Below are 19,645 nucleotides of genomic sequence, written 5' to 3'. Positions count from 1 at the left end.
ACTTGCTAAAAATAAAAAAATTAGTTGTTTTTTCACATAAAAGTATAAGTCCCGACTTTAGCAGAAATTATAATTTCAGGTGTATTTATTTTCGACAAAATTCGCTTTTCTGACATTCCTTTCGGGTGCGATTAACATTGTATTTTTATCATGCGAGTGAATAATCAAATCATCGATTCAGATAATCCCACAATGATTCAAAATTAGGATTAAAGCCATGCCAGCATATAAAGCTCCGCTACACGATATCCGCTTCTTAATGAATGAAGTACTAGACTATCCTGCTCACTACAAAACTTTATCAAATGGTGAAAGTGCAGATCCTGATACAGTAGATATGATTCTTGAAGGTGCAGCAGATTATTGTGAAAACGTACTGTCTCCACTTAACCAATCTGGCGATGAAGAAGGTTGCCATTTTGACAACGGCGAAGTTAAAACGCCAAAAGGTTTTAAAGAAGCTTATGACCAGTTTGTAATGGGTGGCTGGCAAGGTCTTTCTTATCCTGAAGAATTTGGTGGACAAGGCCTACCAATGTCTTTAAACCTGATTAAATCAGAGATGATGGGTACTGCGAACTGGTCATTTACCATGTATCCAGGTTTAAGTTCAGGCTGTATGAATACTATTTTGCAATTCGGTACAGATGAGCAAAAACAAACGTATATGCCGAAACTTGTTGAAGGTACATGGAGCGGCACAATGTGCTTAACCGAACCTCAATGCGGTACAGACTTAGGTCAGGTAAAAACCAAAGCGGAACCACAAGCTGACGGTACTTATAAGATTTCTGGTACAAAAATCTTTATTTCTGCCGGTGAGCATGATTTAACAGAAAATATTATTCATATTGTGCTTGCACGTCTTCCAGATGCACCAGCAGGTACTCGTGGTATTTCATTATTTATCGTCCCTAAATTTATCCCAACTGCGGATGGCGGCGTAGGTGAACGTAATACTGTAAGCTGTGGTTCAATCGAACACAAAATGGGTATCCGCGCTTCTGCAACTGCTGTATTGAACTTTGATAATGCAACAGGTTACCTCATTGGTGAAGTAAACAAAGGCCTACATGCCATGTTTACCTTTATGAACACAGCGCGTATTGGTACTGCGGTTCAAGGTATTGCCCATGCAGAGTTATCTTTCCAAGGCGCTCTACCATATGCCAAAGAACGTATGTCTATGCGTGCCCTTTCTGGTAAAAAAGATCCAGATAAAGTTGCTGATGCAATCATTCACCATGCTGACGTACGCCGCATGTTGTTAACTCAAAAAGCAATCGCTGAAGGTGGTCGTTCAATGATCTACTACGCAGCACAGCTTGCTGACAAAATGACAGATGCTTTGACACGCGGTGACCAAGCTGCATTTGAAGATTATGACGATAAACTTGGCTTCTACACACCAATTTTAAAAGGTTTCTTGACCGAGCTTGGCCTAGAAGCTGCTAACCACGGTATGCAAGTGTACGGCGGCCATGGTTACATCAAGGAATGGGGTATGGAGCAAATCGTACGTGATGCCCGTATCTCTACTCTGTATGAAGGAACAACTGGTGTTCAAGCACTTGATTTGATTGGTCGTAAAGTGTTGTTAAGCTCAAAAGGTAAAGTAGTTCGTGAATACACTGCTGAAATCTTAAAGTTCTGTGCTGCACATGCTCGTAATAAATACTTACGTCGTTTTGCTTGGGACTTAACAAAGCTTTGTGCTCAGTGGAACACTTTAACTGTTCGTATCATGCTTGCTGCACGTAAAGACCGTGACATCGTATCTTCTGCTTCTGTAGATTTCTTGATGTTCTCAGGCTATGTGATGATGGCTTATTTCTGGGCACAACAAGCAGTTGTCGCTTCTGAAAAATTAGAAGCAGGTAATGGCCAAGAAACTCCTGAGTTCTATAAAGCAAAAATTAAAGTTGCAGATTTCTACTTTGACCGTTTATTACCACGTGCTCAAGGTCATGCAGAATCAATGGTAACGACTTCTCGTACGCTGACTTCATTACCAGCGGAACACTTTAGTTTCGACTACTAATGATGTATAGACTCTAAAATCAAAAGAGCGCAATTGATATTGCGCTCTTTTTTATTTTGCTAAAATTGGCTTTACTCTTTATCAAGTACATAAGCTTTTGTAGGAACAAAATAATTTTGTTCCAAAAACTCACGGTTTTTACCAAAATCGCTATAAAATAATTTTTCTAAATTTACGACTAATCTTTGTTTTGCATCAATATCAAAATAGAAGTTAACATCTGATAAAGGACATTGAATCGTTAACTCATGAGCGGCAGGTTCGACCTTCCATTTCAAGGAAGGACATAATTGATTGATGACCGCACTTTTTGAGCCATCTTTACTACCAACACGACCAAAATGAACAACATTCCAATACGCAGTTCCATCAGGTAATAAATTTAAAATATATTCTGCCTCGCCTGTTTCACAATCGGCAAAATTATCTTCACATGAAATACGAGTGTGATAACGGCCTGCATATTGTTGGTCTGCTTCGGATAGTTTTGAGGTTTGATATGGAACGCCCTCAGGCAAGAAAGTTCGTCCCGCTGCATCATCTAAAGTTTTAACCTTCGTGGTGCTTTTAATCAAACTATCTTCATGTCTAGAAGTCGTTGCTACCGCGGAGTGATCTTTAGAGTCGGCATGATTTACATCGCAGGCACTTAACCCCATACACAAGATGGCTGCCACACCCAAATGTTTTATTAAAAGACCAGACCACTTCAAAGACATATACATCATTCACATACAACAGCAATGCTACAGTTCAACCTTATTGTTCAGGAACGATATCATCGCTGCTACAAACACTTTCAGCCCCGAAACAGTGCATTTTAGTAGATGTTGCTTTCATTGATTTAAACCATTTACATATTTTAACCATTTTTAGTTTTGTGAACCTTTAATTCATTCGGATTGGCTCCATATTCTTATTAACCAAGTGAATAAATGATTCCTTGTAACTTATATATTTGAGGAGACTTAGATGGCCAATTCTGGTTTATATCGCTCGAACCGACAAAGCATGATCGCCGGTGTAATGGGCGGTATTGCTGAACGATTTGGTTGGAATGCAAATTTATTACGCATTATTTTCGTGTTAGTTTCGATAATGAGCGCGGCTTTTCCAGGGATTTTAGTGTACTTAGTTTTATGGTTGGTAATTCCTAAAAAACAACCAGAACAAGTGCAAGGTTATCAACAACCTGTTCGCACTGTACGAGAAGAACAAATACATTAAATAACTTAGTTTATTTTGGTCGCTACGGTTGCATCCCCTAATCAACCGTAGCTTTTTTTATGTTTAAAATTACAATTTACGATTTAACTGCTGTTGTAAAGCCGCAATCATATCTGCACGGCTAATGATTCCAATCAGTTTTCGTTCCTCAACCACCGGAATATAGTTAAAAGACTTCTCAACAAAGTAAGGTACAAGGTCTTGAATCGGCTGAGTTGGCAGTACAGTAACTACTCGGCGACTCATAATTTGTCTTACATAATGCTGCCATGAGTTTCTTGGATCTGTTGCCCCTTTAAACCATTCCACAACTTCATATAGCGCCAAAGTACCTACTAAATGGTTGTCTGCATTAACTACAGGCAAACTCATGAGATTTTCTTGTTTAAATTTATCTAATGCCTGATGAATATCATCATTTTCATGCAATTTAATCACATCACGGCTCATAATATCCTGACAGGTATATTGGTTCACCATACGTTCATTGGCATGTTCTTGCGCTTCTAAAATGATTTTTTCTAAGTCGTACTGGCTGATATCTAACAATTCAGTATGATGCTCTAATGCATACTCAATATCTTTTGGCTGAATTGATACTTTTTGAGTGGGAGTCGGATCTTTACTACGCTCATTTAAATGTGCAGTAACCGGATAATGCCGTCCAATCAATCGATTAAAAAATATGGCAAAACCGAGTAGAAGTAATGAATTGAGCAGAACCGGATAAAAAACGAAATAAAAGCCTAATTTATGAATGGCAGCGCCGCCCAACACAGCCGTAATCGCAACTGCTCCACTAGGCGGATGCAAGGAGTCGGTGGTCATCATCAAAAATATGGCAAAACCCACAGCCACGCTAAAAGCCGTGGTTAAATCCGGAATCCACTGTGCACAGGCGACCCCAATAATTCCGGCTAATGTATTACCGACAATAACATTCCAAGGCTGAGCCAATGGACTGGTAGGTACAGCAAATAAGAGAACAGATGAGGCCCCCATTGGTGCAATGTACCAAGCATTAATTCCGCCTAAAACATACCAGCTAATTAACGAGGAAATTGCTAAACCACATAGCGCTCCAACGCCACAAAGCAACCGTTCTTTTAGGGGTAAAACCTTAAAATTCGGTTTTAAAATTTGTAACCATTCTGGCTGTATAACACTCACAGTACACCTTAGGGGATATGCCGTTATTTATAACGGGCAAAAGTATACGCCCAAAGCCACATAAAGTGCATTTAAATTATATCTTTCAATTATCAGAAAACCTGTTGAATGTGCTCTTACTATTTTAATGTTTTAATATTTAATTAATTTTTCATTTAAATAACGCCAGTATCTTTTTGGCAAATATTGCACATGAAGCTTAATATTTTGGCGTTCCGTAATATTAACGCTTTTAAAATAATCCTTCCAAAGCTGGTCATATAAGACTTCTTGCTCATCTAGCTCAAGCTGAAAACTTTGGCTCATTCCATTTTTTAAATTACGGTCAACGTCTGAGGCTTCGAGTGAAACTTCATGTATTTCCCGTAAATCATAATACAGCCCAAACTTGCGTTGCTCATCATAAATCAGCCAACGCTGATCTTGATAACGCCGTTTAAAATGCGGCTGAATGAGTGGTAAAACATTAAAGTCAGGACGAACCAGACTTAAAAAAAGCTCATCTTTGGTTTTCTTAAACCGAATAAAAGCCTCCATTCGATGCTTCTCTCGCCCGACCTTTTTTGTCCACTGTGCAATTGCCAGAACACTAGGATGTGAATAATCTTTTTCTACAGAAGAATGACTACTAAACACATAGATACAGTAATTAAATAAATGCTGATAGGCATCTAAAGATTCGGATAAATAAGCAAAATAAAATTGTTTTAACGAAGAAGATGAAAGCTTTTTTTGTAGCGCAGCCCAAACACGTTCAGCATGTTGCTCATTATTTGCAACCTCAATTTTATCGGCAAACAAGCCATGTTGAGCTGCATCATTCAGATGGAGCCTGACCTGTAATTCTTTAAATTGAAATGCACGAAACACACAGCTCAGCAGCCCAACCATTGAACCATCAAAATAGTAAGCGACTTCATCATTAAACATGACTAAAACCCAAGGCTTAATTGTGGCGAGAGTTGCTGTACATATTTCGATGAGCCTTGCGTTAAAATTTGCTGCCGAATAAAACTTGAAGACAATTCTTTTTGGAATTTTGGACTGTCTTCACAGCGAATAAAGAATTTTGCTCGTTGGTAGGCCACACCGAGTTTTTTAAGTAAATCGATATGGATTTTTCCAAAACGGCGAGCCTGCACAATTTTCTTGGCTGATTTCACACCAATGCCCGGTACACGCAAAATCATTTGATAATCTGCACGGTTTAAATCTACCGGAAACTGTTCAGGATGCCTTAAGGCCCAGCTTAATTTTGGGTCTACATCAAGGTCTAAATTAGGGTGTTTTTCATTGACGATTTCATTGACTTTAAAACCGTAAAAACGCATCAGCCAGTCACTTTGATAGAGTCGGTTTTCCCTCAATAATGGCGGTGCAGAGCCAACTGCGGGCAAGTAATTATTTTCAGTATTAATTGGGATATAACCCGAAAAATAGACACGTTTGAGTTTAAATTCTTTATAGTGTTTGTCAGCCATAAACAAAACATCTTGGTCTGACTCTTGATGAGCGCCAACAACCATTTGCGTAGTCTGCCCTGCTGGTACATATTTCGGCACGTGCTTAATAATTTGTCGCTCATCTTTCAGTTGAATGAGTCTGTCACGAACCAAACCTAAATCTTTTTGTACTTCCTGATGTGATTTTTCTGGCGCAAAAGTTTTTAACCCAATCTCAGTCGGCATCTCTAAATTAATACTCATCCGGTCAGCATATAAACCTGCTTCATGGATCAGTTCAGGCGATGCACCCGGAATTGTTTTTAGGTGAATATAACCGTTAAAATTTTCTTCAAGACGTAACTTTTTCACGACTTGAAGCATGCGCTCCATCGTGTGATCGGCCGATTTAAATATGCCGGAGCTTAAAAATAAGCCTTCGATATAATTACGGCGGTAAAAATTAATAGTTAAGTCTACAACCTCTTGCACCGTAAATGCTGCACGCTGGACGTCGTTAGAACGGCGTGAAACACAATAGGCGCAGTCAAAAATACACACATTGCTAAATAGAATTTTTAAGAGAGATACACAGCGGCCATCTTCGGTATAGCTATGGCAAATACCCGAATGACTGGCATCCCCCAGACCTTTATTTTTGTTTTTACGATCACTGCCACTTGATGAACAAGACACATCATATTTAGCAGCATCAGCAAGAATTTGTAGTTTTTCCCGAATGCGATCAGACATATCAAAACGACTCACTTATGGCATCGTTTAAAAAATATCATTTTGTATTCTTAAATTTAATCCAGTGAAGTACGCTCAGCGTCATGAGGTGACGTTTAAAATAATTCGTCTTAATTAACGTATTCTTCAAGCTGCTTTACACGCGCTGCATACTCTTGCATTGGGCAATACGAATACATGGGGGAGCCAATGTATGAGCCTGCATTATTACATTCCTGATCTACATAAGCTTTCCAGAGTCGTTGAGATTTTAAAATATCTTGGTAACGTTCTGGCTGTTTATATTCTTCGCTTTGTGTACGAATTTGATCAATCAGAGCAACAATTTTTTCTTCATAAGTCTTTTTAGCTTGTTCAGAACAGCTATGCACGACCATATTGTTAATACTCTCAAGCTGCATTTCTTTAATGGCCTGGTCTACACATTGATTGTACTCATCTTGCTCGTCAGCTTCGGTCTGCGCATACAACCATGGACTACTAAAAAGGCTAGATAAAACAATGAGTTTGCAGCAAAATTTCAGCATAATTTATTCTCGATTCTATAATTTTTAATATGCTTCAATATAACAAAAAAACGATTATTCACGCACTTGCGCTTGCACCCATCCCATTGCTGAGTTTATCTGCCTTAGGGGTAATAATATTAAATGCTGAGTTCAACCTTTATTCGATTGGAGTTGTTTTTCTAGCCCACTTCTTATTTTAATTACTTTTTTATGGCCTTCTGGTTATTCCTTTTGCATATGTCATTTCCTATTTTCTCGCCCGTAAAAATCGTTTAAATCTGATGAGTATTTTCATCAGCGCAACTGCGATCTGGATTTTGATTGGCCCTATTACACGTTTGATTTTTGTCGGATCATTCCCTTCCCCTTGGTGGCATATTTATAAGATCTACAGTTTCTATCTGATGATCTTATTTACAGGCTTTTGCTATTGGTTAGGCTTAAAGTGGCTAAGCCAGAAAAACAAATGACCGAATCATGTATTCCCTTGATTAAGCCTTTGCCACTCCACCACAAAATCCTTATACTTAGTGGCAATTTTTCTCATAAATTCGTGGATGCTACATGAGTCGCGCCATCTCGCACATTGATACATTTCAGGGCTTAATTCTTGCCCTACAAAACTATTGGGCCGAACAAGGCTGCGTCGTACTACAACCTTACGACATGGAAATGGGCGCTGGAACATTCCACACCGCAACATTCTTACGTGCTTTAGGGCCAGAGACTTGGAACGCGGCATACGTTCAACCTTCACGTCGTCCAAAAGATGGTCGCTACGGTGAAAACCCGAACCGTTTGCAACACTATTACCAGTTCCAAGTAGTACTTAAACCAAACCCAGACAATATCCAACAGCTTTATCTCGATTCTTTAAAAGCAATCGGGATTGATACGCTTACTCACGATATCCGTTTCGTAGAAGACAACTGGGAATCTCCAACTCTTGGGGCTTGGGGCTTAGGTTGGGAAGTTTGGCTTAACGGTATGGAAGTAACTCAGTTCACTTACTTCCAACAAGTTGGTGGTGTTGAATGTTACCCAGTAACAGGCGAAATCACTTACGGTTTAGAACGTCTTGCAATGTACCTTCAAGGCGTTGACTCGGTTTATGACCTTGTTTGGACGAAAGGCCAATTCGGTACTGTAACTTACGGCGACGTATTCCATCAAAATGAAGTTGAGCAATCGACTTATAACTTTGAATACGCTCCAGTTGACAAACTATTTGAACTATTTGATTTCTACGAGTCAGAAGCTAACCGTTTAATGGAAGCTAAACTTCCACTTCCAGCTTATGAGCAAGTCGTTAAAGCGTCTCATACCTTTAACTTGCTTGATGCACGTGGCGCAATTTCTGTAACTGAGCGTCAACGCTACATTTTACGTGTACGTACTTTGGCGCGCGCTATTGCACAAAGTTATGTACAAGCACGTGCAGAGCTTGGCTTCCCAATGGCAGAACCGCATTTACGTGATGAAGTATTGGCACAGCTAAAAGCACAAGCTGAAAGTGAAGCAGCAAAGGCGGAGAAAAACTAATGAGCAAACATACTGTTTTATTCGAACTTGGCTGTGAAGAGCTTCCACCAAAAAGCTTAAAAACATTACGTGATGCACTACAAGCAGAAACTATAAAAGGCTTAAATGAAGCAGGTTTAAACTTCGCATCAGTTGAAGCTTATGCCGCTCCACGTCGTTTAGCGCTTAAAATTGTAGATGTAGATGCTGCTCAAGCGGATACACAAAAACGTTTTGACGGCCCTGCTGTTCAAGCAGCTTACGATGCAGAAGGCAAACCGACTAAAGCACTTGAAGGCTTTATGCGCGGTCAAGGCATTACTGTTGATCAGCTTTCTACATTCCAAGCAGGTAAAGTTGAAAAAGTTTGCTATTTAAAAGATGTGAAAGGTCAAAGCCTTGATGCTTTACTTCCACAGATTTTACAAACTGCGTTAGACAATTTACCAATTGCTAAGCGCATGCGTTCTGCTGCAAGCCGTACCGAATTTGTACGTCCAGTGAAATGGGTTGTCTTACTCAAAGATAACCAAGTTATTGAGGCGACTATTCAAGATCACAAAGCTGGTAATGTGACTTATGGTCACCGTTTCCATGCACCTGAAGCTGTGACCTTAGCGCATGCAAATGACTATTTAGCTGCGTTAGAAAAAGCATATGTTGTAGCGAACTTTGAAAAGCGTCAGGCAACCATTCAAGAACAAGTGAAAAAGTTAGCTGATGAAGTGAACGCAACTGCGATTGTTCCAGCTGACTTACTTGATGAAGTAACAAGTCTGGTTGAATGGCCTGTAGCTTTACGTGCAACTTTTGAAGAACGCTACTTAGCTGTTCCTCAAGAAGCGCTCATTACGACAATGCAAGACAACCAGAAGTATTTCTGTTTGATCAATGCGGAAGGTAAATTACAGCCTTACTTCATTACTGTTTCAAATATTGAGTCTAAAGACCCGACTCAAATTATTGAAGGTAACGAAAAAGTTGTTCGCCCTCGTTTGTCTGATGCTGAGTTCTTCTTCTTACAAGATCAAAAGCAACCGCTTGCATCTCGTAAAGAAAAATTAGCAAACATGGTATTCCAAGCACAGCTTGGTACGCTTTGGGACAAATCAACACGTATTGCAAAACTTGCAGTTGCATTATCTTCAATCACTGGTGCAAACCCAGCTGATGCTGAAAAAGCAGCATTACTTGCTAAATGTGACTTAACTTCTGAACTTGTAGGTGAGTTCCCAGAGCTTCAAGGTATTGCCGGTACTTACTACGCACGTATTGAAGGTGAAAATACTGAAGTTTCAGAAGCTTTAGGTGAACAATACTTACCAAAATTTGCAGGTGATGTTTTACCTAAAACCAAAACAGGTACAACTATTGCCCTTGCTGACCGTTTAGATACGCTTGTTGGTATTTTTGGTATTGGACAAGCGCCTACAGGTTCTAAAGACCCGTTTGCACTTCGTCGTTCAGCAATTGGTATCTTACGTTTAATCATTGAAAATGAATTAGATGTAACGATTGAAGAGTTAGTGAATCTTGCGCTTCAAGGTTATGGCGATATCGTTAAAGACCATGACAAAACTCGTGCTGACGCAGTTGCATTCTTGGAAGGTCGTTACCGTGCTAAGTATGAAGACCAAGGCGTTGCTGTTGACGTCCTTCAAGCCGTTCAAGCACTTGCACCAAAATCTCCACTTGATTTTGACAAACGTGTAAATGCTGTTAACCACTTCCGTACGTTACCTGAAGCTGCTGCGCTTGCTGCTGCAAACAAACGTGTTGCTAACATTCTTGCAAAAGAAGCAGCACCAGAAGGTTCTGTCGTTGAAGCGAACTTGGTTGAAGATGCTGAAAAAGCATTATTTGCTGAGCTTCAAGCAGTGACTCCTGTCGTTGAACCATTACTTACAGCAAAAGACTATACTGCTGCCCTTTCTAAGCTTGCAGCACTTCGCGCGCCGATTGATGCATTCTTTGATGGTGTAATGGTTATGGCAGATGATGCTGACCTAAAAGCAAACCGTTTACGTTTATTGGCTCAGTTACGTCACTTGTTTACTGCTGTGGCTGATGTGAGTGTGTTGCAAAGCTAATTAGCTTATGACTAAATAAAGGGATCTTTTATAGATCCCTTTATTTTTTACGTTAAACAAACTCTTTAATTTCTTCTAAACTTTTCGATGGCTCAAACCACATAAAATCATAATCGGCCACATCATGACTATAAAACGGATCATTTTTCATAATCTCTTCAGCCTCTTGAATCGAAGAGCTTAGAACTAAAATTACACCACCTACTCTATTTTCCCGGCGTCCCGACGCTAAAAATTTCTTTTGCTCGTAATAATCATCTAAAAATGCAATATGCTGTTTCAGTACTGCATCAACTTCGGCTAATGGTTTTTTATAGGTCAAGGTAACAACAATCATCTCATTCTCTTAAAGCAAGTAGCGCATGACATAGCTTATTCGATAGTACGCCTATTCCCCCAATTCATCCATACCAAACTCCCCACAATAATCACTCCACCCAGCAGCACCATCATTGATGGTTTTTCATTTAAGAAAATAACTGCCAAACTCATGGCGACAATAGGCGAGCAATACAAAAAATTCGATGCAATCGTTAACGGCATATTTTTAAGTACATATCCCCAAAGTACATAAGCCATCGCACTTGGGAAAATACCCAATAAGATAACCGACATATTGGCTTGCCAAGTGGCATGTAAAATTTCACTAGGTAAATGAGCACTATAAAATAGTAAAGGAAGGGTCCCGAACCAAATGATGTAGCACATCATGCTCAAGGCATCATAATTTAAGGCAAATTTTTTATATAAATTAAAATAAAGCCCCCATGCAATTGCAGCTAAAACAATCAACAAACTATAAGGGCTCGGCATACCAAAACCATGATCTCCGCTGACCACTAACACGGCGCCACAAAGCCCTAGCAAAATACACAACCACTTTTTAAAACTGATTTGTTCTTTAAAAAGCAAAACCGAAATAATAAAGGTAAATAGCGGAATAGATTGGCTCAAAATACTAGATGCGACAGCAGTTACATATTGCTGCCCCGTATTTATCAGCAAATGATGCAGCGTTACAGAGAAAAACCCTAATACAGCAAGCGCAGGAACATCTTTCCACTTTAAAGGCTGAATTCCTTTTTTTATGACCAGAAGTAATAAAAAAAATGAAGCAATTAAAAAGCGAAGCAAGGCTATATGCTGCGGTGTATATGAATGCAAAGCACTATGTACACCAATAGGCGAATAGCCCCAACAAAAAACGGTTACAGCAATACATAAGTAGAGCTTAAATGCTGGAGGCTGGGTTTCGGCAGCAAGAGAAATTGCCATGTTAAATCTGCACTAATGAAATGGAACTCTTTCATCATATGCGCATAGATAGTTGAATAAAATTAACTTATATTGAGTCAAATATTCATTAAAAGTGAATGATTAAATATGGATATTACCCAGTTAAAAATGTTTCAAACCGTGGTTGAATGCGGAACCATGGCTAAAGCATCACTACAACTACATTGCGTACCCTCCAATATCACTACACGCATTAAGCAACTTGAAGAAGAACTAGGCGCACCGCTGTTTTATCGTGAAGGAAAAAGCTTAAAACTCACCCCATCAGGAGAAATCTTTCTCGATTATTGCCATAAAATTTTAGCGCTATGCGATGAAGCGAAACGAAGTATTCATCCAGATGCACCGCCCTCTGGCCCGCTCAAAATTGGAGCTATTGAATCTTCTGCTACAACTCGCCTGCCCAACTTACTTGCAAAATATCATCAACGTTATCCAGAAGTTTCTATTCAAATTATTACTGGCACATGGAAACAGCTACTAGTCGATATTTCTCAGCACAAACTTGATGGTGCAATTGTTGCAGGCAATATTGAGTTTCCTATGCTCAATAAACTTAGTATTTATCAAGAAGACATGGTCTTAATTGCATCTCATTCTTTAGGAGAAATTCATTGCCAAGAAGATCTGATTGGTAAAGAAATTTTTATGTGGACTGAAGGCTGTCCTTACCGCGCAGCTCTTGAAGAATGGCTTAAACTGAAGAATATCTCTCTCCCTATCACCAGTATTACCAGTTATGCCACCATTATTGGGTGTGTAAGTGCGGGTTCTGGAGTGGCGTTAGTGCCTAAGAGTATTTATGAACAATATAAAAATTTAGTGCATATCCAAAGTTATAAATTTGAATATCTTGCTTTTATGCAAAATCATTTTTTCTGGCATAAAAATGTCAGCAACCATAAAGCGAGAGACATGTTTATAGAATTGATTAAGTCTGAGTTTTGTTTATAAAGCATTTGGGTAATGATGCTATTCCCTTCAAATGATGATTTCTCGTAATCGAATCGTATGGGTTTTATCTCATGTCTGCACAAGATTTATTTTTAACAGTAAGATCAGCTATCCATATTTTGATAGTCATTGGGGAGATTAATCCAAAATGAAAGCCATAAAAATTTTATGTATTACAAGCTCTATCTTGGTTTCATCATCTCTCTTTGCTGAAACACCTCAACCTCAACAAGTGAATGAAGCAACTTCTAAGACAATGCCTTATGGTGATAATCCAAGCTTAGGCCGCGTACTGTTATATAAAACAGGAAAAGGCATTCAAAATTTAGGAGATTCTATTCAAGGCGCTTCTGAAAAAACTTCAAATAAAATTAGTGAAAAATGGAAAGATACGAAAGAATTTACCGCCGAAAAAGCAGAAGTTGTTCAACAAAAAGCGGATACAGCCAAAGTATTTACTGAACAGAAAATAGAACAAGCTAAGCAAAATATCACCAGCAGTAGAAACGGTGAAAATATTCCAATCGAACAAGGTGAGCTAAGTAAATCTAGTACGACTGCCAATTAAAATTAAATCAGAGTAGCGCGATCATATCGCGCTTCCAAAGAAACACACTTTAAAAAAGACATACATCAACTACAAAGAGCTAGGAACCTGCCTTATGAACAGTCAAAAACTTCTCTTTTCTACCCTGTGCTGCTTAGCATTAACTGCATGTGCAACTACCGCACCTCTTTCTTCTTATCCTCAGGCACAAGTTTTAGAACAAGATACCAATATCGAAGCTTATCCAACCACTACAGGCAATGTAGCCAAACTCATTAAACACGATAAGCAAGCTTGTATGATTGAATTTACGGGTTATTTAGGTGGTGGACAAGTAACTGAACATTGGATTTTTAATAATAAAGGCCTGATTTCAGCTCAATCATTTACAGAGCAATATCCAGACTCTTCTGGCATATTAAGTCAAGCGACCAATTCGACAACCAAAAGCTCTACCACTTTTAATATCCAAGATCCCGAAATTCAAAATAATTTCAAAAAACTTCAAAGTAATTTTAGTAAAGATAACTTAGCAAAGTGTGATTAAGGCTTTTTCATAAAAAAACTCGTTGCAGAAGTTATCTTTTGCAACGAGCCATAGCCATTTAAATTTTTTGGACCTAATAAAAAATTATAAATATGCTATTTAGTTAACGGTTAAACCATTGGTTGCCGCCAGTAAATCAATCCGTGGGAAAACCAAGCCCGTTCTTGAGTCAGTAATAGGTTTACCCGTAGCTTTTAACCGGCTAATGGTTTGATCGATACTTTCTGTTGGACTCACGCTATTCGCTCTCAATAGAGCAATCGCGCCTGCCACGTGTGGTGTCGCTTGAGAGGTACCGCCCATGGTATAGCCACCTGCGGTAATCATTGCACCCGGCGCCAATAAAGTCACAAGGCTTCCCCCATTACTAAAGCAGGCTACCTTATCTGCTGCTGTAGTTGGGTCAGAACATTTCACGGGGTTACCCCATGACACACCACCAATATTACTATCATAAACAGCACCTACCCTTACTGCTCCTGCCACACAAGCAGGAGATGAAATGCCGTCAGGGAAGGCATCATTACCAGAGGCTACAACCGGAACCACGCCAGCAGCTCGCGCATTGGCAAATGCTGTTCCATAACTGCTATCGCTACACTCAGAGGTATATTTGACTCCCGGCACACCAAGGCTCAAATTCACCGCTTTAATATTATAGGTTTGTGCATTGTTTACAGCCCAGTTAATCCCCGCGAGAATATCACTATCATAAGCAGTGCTTACCCACTTCCCTTGGGATCTGACCTTTCTAAAGACATCAATACCAATAATTTTAGTTTTAGTAGCGACTTTCGACACAATAGCGGAAACGTTACTGCCATGCCCATCATCATCCAAAGTGCCATCATCTGGTGCACTATCAAAAGAATAAACCACACGGCAAGTACTTGATGGAGTATTCACAGCGGTACATCCGAAATCTGAATGTAGATAATTTACCCCTGTATCCAGCACAGCAACACTCGATCCCTCCCCCGTAAAACCATTGGTATTGGCTTGTGGTTGATTAATCAAAGGCAAACTTTCAGTAGTTGTAGTACGGTTAATACGGTTTGGATAAACTGCTTTAACGTTCGGATCATTTAATAAAGATACTAAAGCCTCACGGTTACTAATCCGATAAAAAGCCAAAGGCAGGTTATTGTAATCCCGAAGTACTTGTACACCGCCGGCACGATTAAACCTTGTCTGAAGATTCTTTTTATTTGTAGCAATATAACTTCGCCGTTCTAAACCGGAAGGTACGCTCGATGAAGGAATATTGTATTCGACAATTAAATCGTTTGAATCATTACTAACCAAGGCATCTAAATCTATTTTACCTTGGAACACTTTTTGTTTTGCTGCCTGACTTAACCGCTGTTTGGCCCCTTTGGAATCCAAAGGAAGAGCGGACACAGTTGTACTGAAAATTGTACATAGACCTAATAGAAACAACGTTTTACTTTGCATTATTTTTCTCCGTAGTTTTTCAACTAACAATTTGCTTATTTCGCTTTTATTTCATTTGCTGGATCTTTTTCTGGATCAATCGGTTGAATCGAAGGATCACTTTTTGTGTCATAGAAAGGAACGGCATCTGCTGATACCGGTTGAGAGTGGTTTGAATTTAAAGATACGTTTTTAGGTTGAGTAGGCTCCTTAAGTTTAGAAAGGGAAGATGAAGTATCTGGTTGCGGTGAATTCGTCTCATGTAAAGCAGAATTGAACACATCAGATGCACCGCTTGTGGGTTTGAAATAAAGAACAACGGCGATCAAGCCGACTATTACAAGTAGGGAAGCTATAATTTTCATCATTTAAGATCTCTGTTCTTTTGTTTATAGATATCTATATTTATTTTTGATTATTCGAAATAAAGAGACATTTCTTGAATTACATTTCATGTGAAATTTCTATTTCATAAAATGTATAAACATGAGAAAAGCTAAAATATCTTTTCTCGAATAAGCAAAAATACAGTTCTGCCCTTTACGTTTATATTTCTGGCAGAATAAGGTTCAAAAAAGTGCTAAAAAAGCACTATATTCTCATAATAAGCAATTATTATGCCGTTTTCTCCAATAAATAATGAGAAACACATCACATTTAGAGATATAGGCATGTATCACATGAACAACAATAGAAAAATTTAGGAGATGAAGGTTAAAAAGCTGTAAGATGGAAATAGGACCAGCTTAATAAGAATAACTAAAAAATAAATGTTCTTTTTCACTTTATTATTAATTTTTATTAATCTTCACAATTTATCCCTAGTCTGTTTACTCAATGTAACACTGTTGTAACGTTTTGATGAAGTGAGTTCCCAAGCTCATATTTCCTTAGCTATGATGCAATTGCGTTTATGAAATACCTCACTAAAAGGGTATATTCTTTGAAGGATATCGCAATGAAAATGATGAAAACAGCTATCGTTACTGCAAGTGTTCTTGCTTCTGCCTCTATTTTTGCACAAAGTGCGGGCGTTAATGCAGGTGCTTCTGCTCAAGTCAACGTACAACCGGGTGGTCTTGTTAGTGGCGTAGCCAATACAGTCAAAAATACTGCACACACTGTAGGCAGCACAGCAAAGCATGCGGGTCATGTAGCTGCTGACACTACGGTTAAAGCAACTAAAAAAACAACAGGAAAAGTGACTGAACTTTCTTCTACTAAAAATGTAGCGACTAAAGCTGCAAATGGTACTAAGCATTTTGCTACCGAGGCAGTAACAGGTACTAAAGATGTAGCGACTAAAGCTGTAAATGGTACTAAAAATCTAGCAGTTGAAGCTAAAGCTGATACTAAAGCACGTGTTGATGCTGTAAAAACTAAAGTTGCAGAAAAACAAGCTGACCAAAAAGAATTTACTGCTGAAAAACAAACTAATGCCCAAGCGCATGTAGATGCAGTAAAAACTCGTGTAGCTCAAAACCAAGCTGAGCAAAAAGAATTCGTTGCTGACACTAAAGCTGATGCTCAAGCAAAATTAAATACAGCTCAACCAGCTCATGGAGTTAACGCTCAAACAGGTGTAAACGTTGGTGTTAATGTTGCTGGTATTAATGCAAATGCAAACGTAAATGCAGGCGCTCAAGCGTCTACACAAAAAGGCGAAAAGAAATCTTTTATTAAAGGTCTTTTCGGTACTAACTAATTAAGTTAGCAATAAAAAAAGGGCGATTCATCGCCCTTTTTTATTTGCCTAAAATTAACTATTCAGATTGTTTCAGTTAAAACCAGGCCTGCACGTAAACCGATCTTCACATTCGGGTTTGGGAATAAAATCCAGACCTGATCTTGTTCAACTACATAGTTACCAGAAGGCTGAGTCGCAATGATTTCGCCTTTAGTAAAAGTTGAAAAGTTTGGAGCCTCAGCAGATAAATTCATGTGGAACTCTTCATCTTTTTTTATTAAAGAGTCAGATACCTGAAACACACGAATTTTTGGTTTATTCCGCACTGGTAAAGCTTGCTCAGAAACCACGTTACGAATGACTTCATCAATTGAAGCAAATTGACTCAAGTCATTTTGTCCAAATGGCAATGCTTTGCCTAACTCTAAAGTTGCACTCGCCGCCTTAAAATTCTCACTCGTAAAATGGGTAAATGTTTTACCTACCGCATTATGATAAACCAAAGCATCCAAATCAGCTGCTTCAAGACTTGCTGTTAAATCAGCATCATAGCCATGCGTTTGATATGGAAATAAAGCAAATGTTGGCAATAATGAAGCCCGAATTGCTGTGTGCAAATCATAATGATAACGTTTTGCCTGACTCGAACTTTCCTGAAAGAAGGTGGCAACAGTTTGCTCTAAAACCTCAGCACGCTTAGATTCTTCAGTTACAGGCAGATTTTTATACCCACCACAGAACATACGGTTTACATCGTCATGTACATAACGCTTGCCTTGACGCATCGCATAGGGATTACCCAATACAAGCAATAATCTCACCGCAAGCTTTAAACGCCCGGCAAATAAACCGGTGCAAAGATGAGATAGCAATTCAATTGGTGCCGTTTCATTCCCATGTACTCCAGCTGACAGTACGACAGCTTTGTCGTACTGCGCATGTGGTGTACATTCAAGAAGTCCCTCACCTAACCAACGCCAAGAAAAATTTGCTTGTTTTCCCTCGCGCGTTGCAGGTTGCTCACCTTGTAAGGTTAATGCTAGAAAATCTTGCATGTCACCTCCTCATTATTTTTGGAAAGGATAAACCGAACCTAAACCTAAAATTTTAGTCAGTTCATCAAGTGCCATACGGCTTTCCATGAGTAAATGCGGATCTGCCAAATCTTCTTGTGCTAAACGATCACGATAGTGTTTATCTACCCACTGATTAAGTGTCATAAACAATTGATCATTCATGAGAACTTTGGGATTTACGGCATTTAATTCGGTTTCATTTAATGCTACACGTAAACGTAAACAAGCCGGACCACCACCGTTACGCATACTTTCACGCAAGTCATAAACCTGAATTGCATCAATTGGTGTACCCATTTGAATCATGTCATTCAAATAGCTCCACACTGCAGCATTTTGGCGAGACTCTTCAGGCACAACAATGGTCATTCCGCCATCTGGACGAGTCAAAATCTGACTATTAAATAAATATGTTGCAACAGCATCGTCCACAGTCACACGGTTTTCAGGCACTTCAATTGAAATAAAGTCTTCACCGAGGCTTGCCATTTTCTGACGAATTTCGGCAAATGCCTGATCTTGATTTAAAAATGCATGTTGATGGTGGAATAAAACCTGCTGGTTACTTACCGCGATCACATCGTTATGGAAAACGCCCTGATCAATTACATCCGGGTTTTGCTGAACAAAAACGGTATGTGATTCATCTAAACGGTGCAATCGTGCAATTGCCTCGCTCGCTTCACGTGTCTGACGTGCAGGATAACGTTTTGGTCCCGGTAAACCATTATTTAAATGTTGTTGACCATAAACAAACACCTGAACACCGCGTTTAGCATAATCACCACCTAAACGATTGTGATTTGCTGCCCCTTCATCACCGAACAAAGCCACTTGCGGTAAAGCTTCATGGTGTACAAAATGACGTTCATTTTTAAAGATGGCTTGTAAAACTTGGCTTGTAGTTTCAGCTTCAATTGAACGGTGAAATTTATTGTTCAGGTTAGCCGCTGTAAAATGCACGCGCTCATCTTGGCTATCAGCCGAAGGTGAAACAGTCGCAGCATTTGCAGTCCACATTGGAGAAGCTGAGCTTAAAGATGACAGTAGCTCTGGTGAATAACGCATTGCTTGAGCCACAACACTAATGTCATCTCCGGTAAAACCTAAACGGCGTAACATCGGAACATGTGGACGCTCATGCGGAGCAAGTACTCCTTGTTTCATGCCCATGTCAGCCAAAGCTTTCATTTTTAATAAGCCTTGTTTCGCCGCCAATTTTGGGTTAGATAAATTATTACGGTTTTTGGTCGATGCTTCATTACCAAAAGACAAACCCGCATAGTGATGTGTTGGTCCCACTAAACCATCAAAATTTACTTCATATCCTTTCATTTTTTCTTTCCCTAGT

At 39.2% G+C, this 19,645-nt stretch carries 19 protein-coding genes and 1 pseudogene; 9 read left to right on the top strand and 11 right to left on the bottom strand.

The window, feature by feature from the left end:
* The first annotated feature begins 217 nt into the window (after positions 1–217).
* Complete coding sequence (locus tag C1642_RS04340) at positions 218–2,041, top strand: acyl-CoA dehydrogenase C-terminal domain-containing protein (RefSeq protein WP_001112080.1); 1,824 nt, start codon at positions 218–220, stop codon at positions 2,039–2,041.
* A gap of 71 nt (positions 2,042–2,112) precedes the next feature.
* Here the strand turns inward: C1642_RS04340 and C1642_RS04335 are convergent, their stop codons facing one another.
* Positions 2,113–2,760 (bottom strand): hypothetical protein, encoded by a 648-nt coding sequence (locus tag C1642_RS04335; RefSeq protein WP_075399902.1) that lies wholly within the window; start codon positions 2,758–2,760, stop codon positions 2,113–2,115.
* A 253-nt stretch (positions 2,761–3,013) separates the two neighbouring features.
* Here C1642_RS04335 and C1642_RS04330 point away from each other — a divergent pair, with 253 nt between their 5' ends.
* Positions 3,014–3,268: a PspC domain-containing protein gene (locus C1642_RS04330; protein ID WP_000013717.1), complete on the top strand. Its 255-nt coding sequence runs from the start codon at positions 3,014–3,016 to the stop codon at positions 3,266–3,268.
* Between the two features lie 69 nt (positions 3,269–3,337).
* Here C1642_RS04330 and C1642_RS04325 read toward each other — a convergent pair whose 3' ends face one another.
* From C1642_RS04325 to C1642_RS04310, 4 genes are all read right to left on the bottom strand, one after another.
* On the bottom strand, positions 3,338–4,438 hold the full coding sequence (locus tag C1642_RS04325) for an HPP family protein (protein WP_000111460.1): 1,101 nt from the start codon (positions 4,436–4,438) through the stop codon (positions 3,338–3,340).
* 132 nt (positions 4,439–4,570) lie between these two features.
* Positions 4,571–5,368, bottom strand: a complete 798-nt coding sequence (locus C1642_RS04320; RefSeq protein ID WP_103235963.1) for a TIGR03915 family putative DNA repair protein — start codon at positions 5,366–5,368, stop codon at positions 4,571–4,573.
* Positions 5,369–5,370: 2 nt separating this feature from the next.
* Positions 5,371–6,633 (bottom strand): putative DNA modification/repair radical SAM protein, encoded by a 1,263-nt coding sequence (locus C1642_RS04315; protein ID WP_021510128.1) that lies wholly within the window; start codon positions 6,631–6,633, stop codon positions 5,371–5,373.
* A 110-nt stretch (positions 6,634–6,743) separates the two neighbouring features.
* On the bottom strand, positions 6,744–7,160 hold the full coding sequence (locus C1642_RS04310; RefSeq protein WP_103235962.1) for a lysozyme inhibitor LprI family protein: 417 nt from the start codon (positions 7,158–7,160) through the stop codon (positions 6,744–6,746).
* A gap of 29 nt (positions 7,161–7,189) precedes the next feature.
* On the opposite strand from C1642_RS04310, the pseudogene C1642_RS04305 reads away from it, so the two are divergent.
* From C1642_RS04305 to glyS, 3 genes and pseudogenes are all read left to right on the top strand, one after another.
* Positions 7,190–7,612, top strand: a pseudogene (locus C1642_RS04305) (hypothetical protein).
* Between the two features lie 94 nt (positions 7,613–7,706).
* On the top strand, positions 7,707–8,684 hold the full coding sequence (gene glyQ, locus C1642_RS04300; RefSeq protein WP_000085212.1) for a glycine--tRNA ligase subunit alpha: 978 nt from the start codon (positions 7,707–7,709) through the stop codon (positions 8,682–8,684).
* A complete protein-coding gene (glyS, locus tag C1642_RS04295) occupies positions 8,684–10,753 on the top strand; it encodes a glycine--tRNA ligase subunit beta (RefSeq protein ID WP_103235961.1) in 2,070 nt (689 codons plus the stop codon). Before glyQ ends, glyS begins: the two co-directional genes overlap by 1 nt.
* Before the next feature lie 52 nt (positions 10,754–10,805).
* Here the strand turns inward: glyS and C1642_RS04290 are convergent, their stop codons facing one another.
* Both C1642_RS04290 and C1642_RS04285 read right to left on the bottom strand, forming a co-directional pair.
* A complete protein-coding gene (locus tag C1642_RS04290; RefSeq protein ID WP_000637645.1) occupies positions 10,806–11,090 on the bottom strand; it encodes a YciI family protein in 285 nt (94 codons plus the stop codon).
* A 35-nt stretch (positions 11,091–11,125) separates the two neighbouring features.
* Positions 11,126–12,028, bottom strand: coding sequence for a DMT family transporter (locus C1642_RS04285; protein ID WP_103235960.1), 903 nt, complete (start codon positions 12,026–12,028; stop codon positions 11,126–11,128).
* Positions 12,029–12,136: 108 nt separating this feature from the next.
* On the opposite strand from C1642_RS04285, the gene C1642_RS04280 reads away from it, so the two are divergent.
* The 3 genes from C1642_RS04280 to C1642_RS04270 all read left to right on the top strand — a co-directional run bounded on the left by C1642_RS04280 (position 12,137) and on the right by C1642_RS04270 (position 14,097).
* Positions 12,137–13,003, top strand: a complete 867-nt coding sequence (locus C1642_RS04280) for a LysR family transcriptional regulator (RefSeq protein ID WP_000355658.1) — start codon at positions 12,137–12,139, stop codon at positions 13,001–13,003.
* A 148-nt stretch (positions 13,004–13,151) separates the two neighbouring features.
* Positions 13,152–13,571 (top strand): hypothetical protein, encoded by a 420-nt coding sequence (locus C1642_RS04275; RefSeq protein WP_000644154.1) that lies wholly within the window; start codon positions 13,152–13,154, stop codon positions 13,569–13,571.
* A gap of 94 nt (positions 13,572–13,665) precedes the next feature.
* Positions 13,666–14,097, top strand: coding sequence for a hypothetical protein (locus C1642_RS04270; protein WP_001088069.1), 432 nt, complete (start codon positions 13,666–13,668; stop codon positions 14,095–14,097).
* Positions 14,098–14,196: 99 nt separating this feature from the next.
* Here the strand turns inward: C1642_RS04270 and C1642_RS04265 are convergent, their stop codons facing one another.
* On the bottom strand, positions 14,197–15,552 hold the full coding sequence (locus tag C1642_RS04265) for a S8 family serine peptidase (RefSeq protein WP_001190943.1): 1,356 nt from the start codon (positions 15,550–15,552) through the stop codon (positions 14,197–14,199).
* Between the two features lie 35 nt (positions 15,553–15,587).
* Positions 15,588–15,896: a hypothetical protein gene (locus C1642_RS04260; protein ID WP_086221421.1), complete on the bottom strand. Its 309-nt coding sequence runs from the start codon at positions 15,894–15,896 to the stop codon at positions 15,588–15,590.
* Positions 15,897–16,489: 593 nt separating this feature from the next.
* On the opposite strand from C1642_RS04260, the gene C1642_RS04255 reads away from it, so the two are divergent.
* Positions 16,490–17,236 (top strand): hypothetical protein, encoded by a 747-nt coding sequence (locus C1642_RS04255; protein WP_103235959.1) that lies wholly within the window; start codon positions 16,490–16,492, stop codon positions 17,234–17,236.
* A 62-nt stretch (positions 17,237–17,298) separates the two neighbouring features.
* On the opposite strand, the gene astE is transcribed toward C1642_RS04255, so the two are convergent.
* A complete protein-coding gene (gene astE, locus C1642_RS04250) occupies positions 17,299–18,273 on the bottom strand; it encodes a succinylglutamate desuccinylase (protein WP_103235958.1) in 975 nt (324 codons plus the stop codon).
* Positions 18,274–18,285: 12 nt separating this feature from the next.
* Positions 18,286–19,629 carry an N-succinylarginine dihydrolase gene (astB, locus tag C1642_RS04245; RefSeq protein ID WP_103235957.1) on the bottom strand — a complete coding sequence of 448 codons (1,344 nt, stop codon included), beginning with the start codon at positions 19,627–19,629 and terminating at the stop codon, positions 18,286–18,288.
* Positions 19,630–19,645 lie beyond the last annotated feature (16 nt).

The organism is Acinetobacter sp. AKBS16, assembly GCF_002899995.1.
GTDB lineage: Bacteria > Pseudomonadota > Gammaproteobacteria > Pseudomonadales > Moraxellaceae > Acinetobacter > Acinetobacter baumannii.
This window is presented reverse-complemented; position numbering and strand designations above follow the sequence as displayed.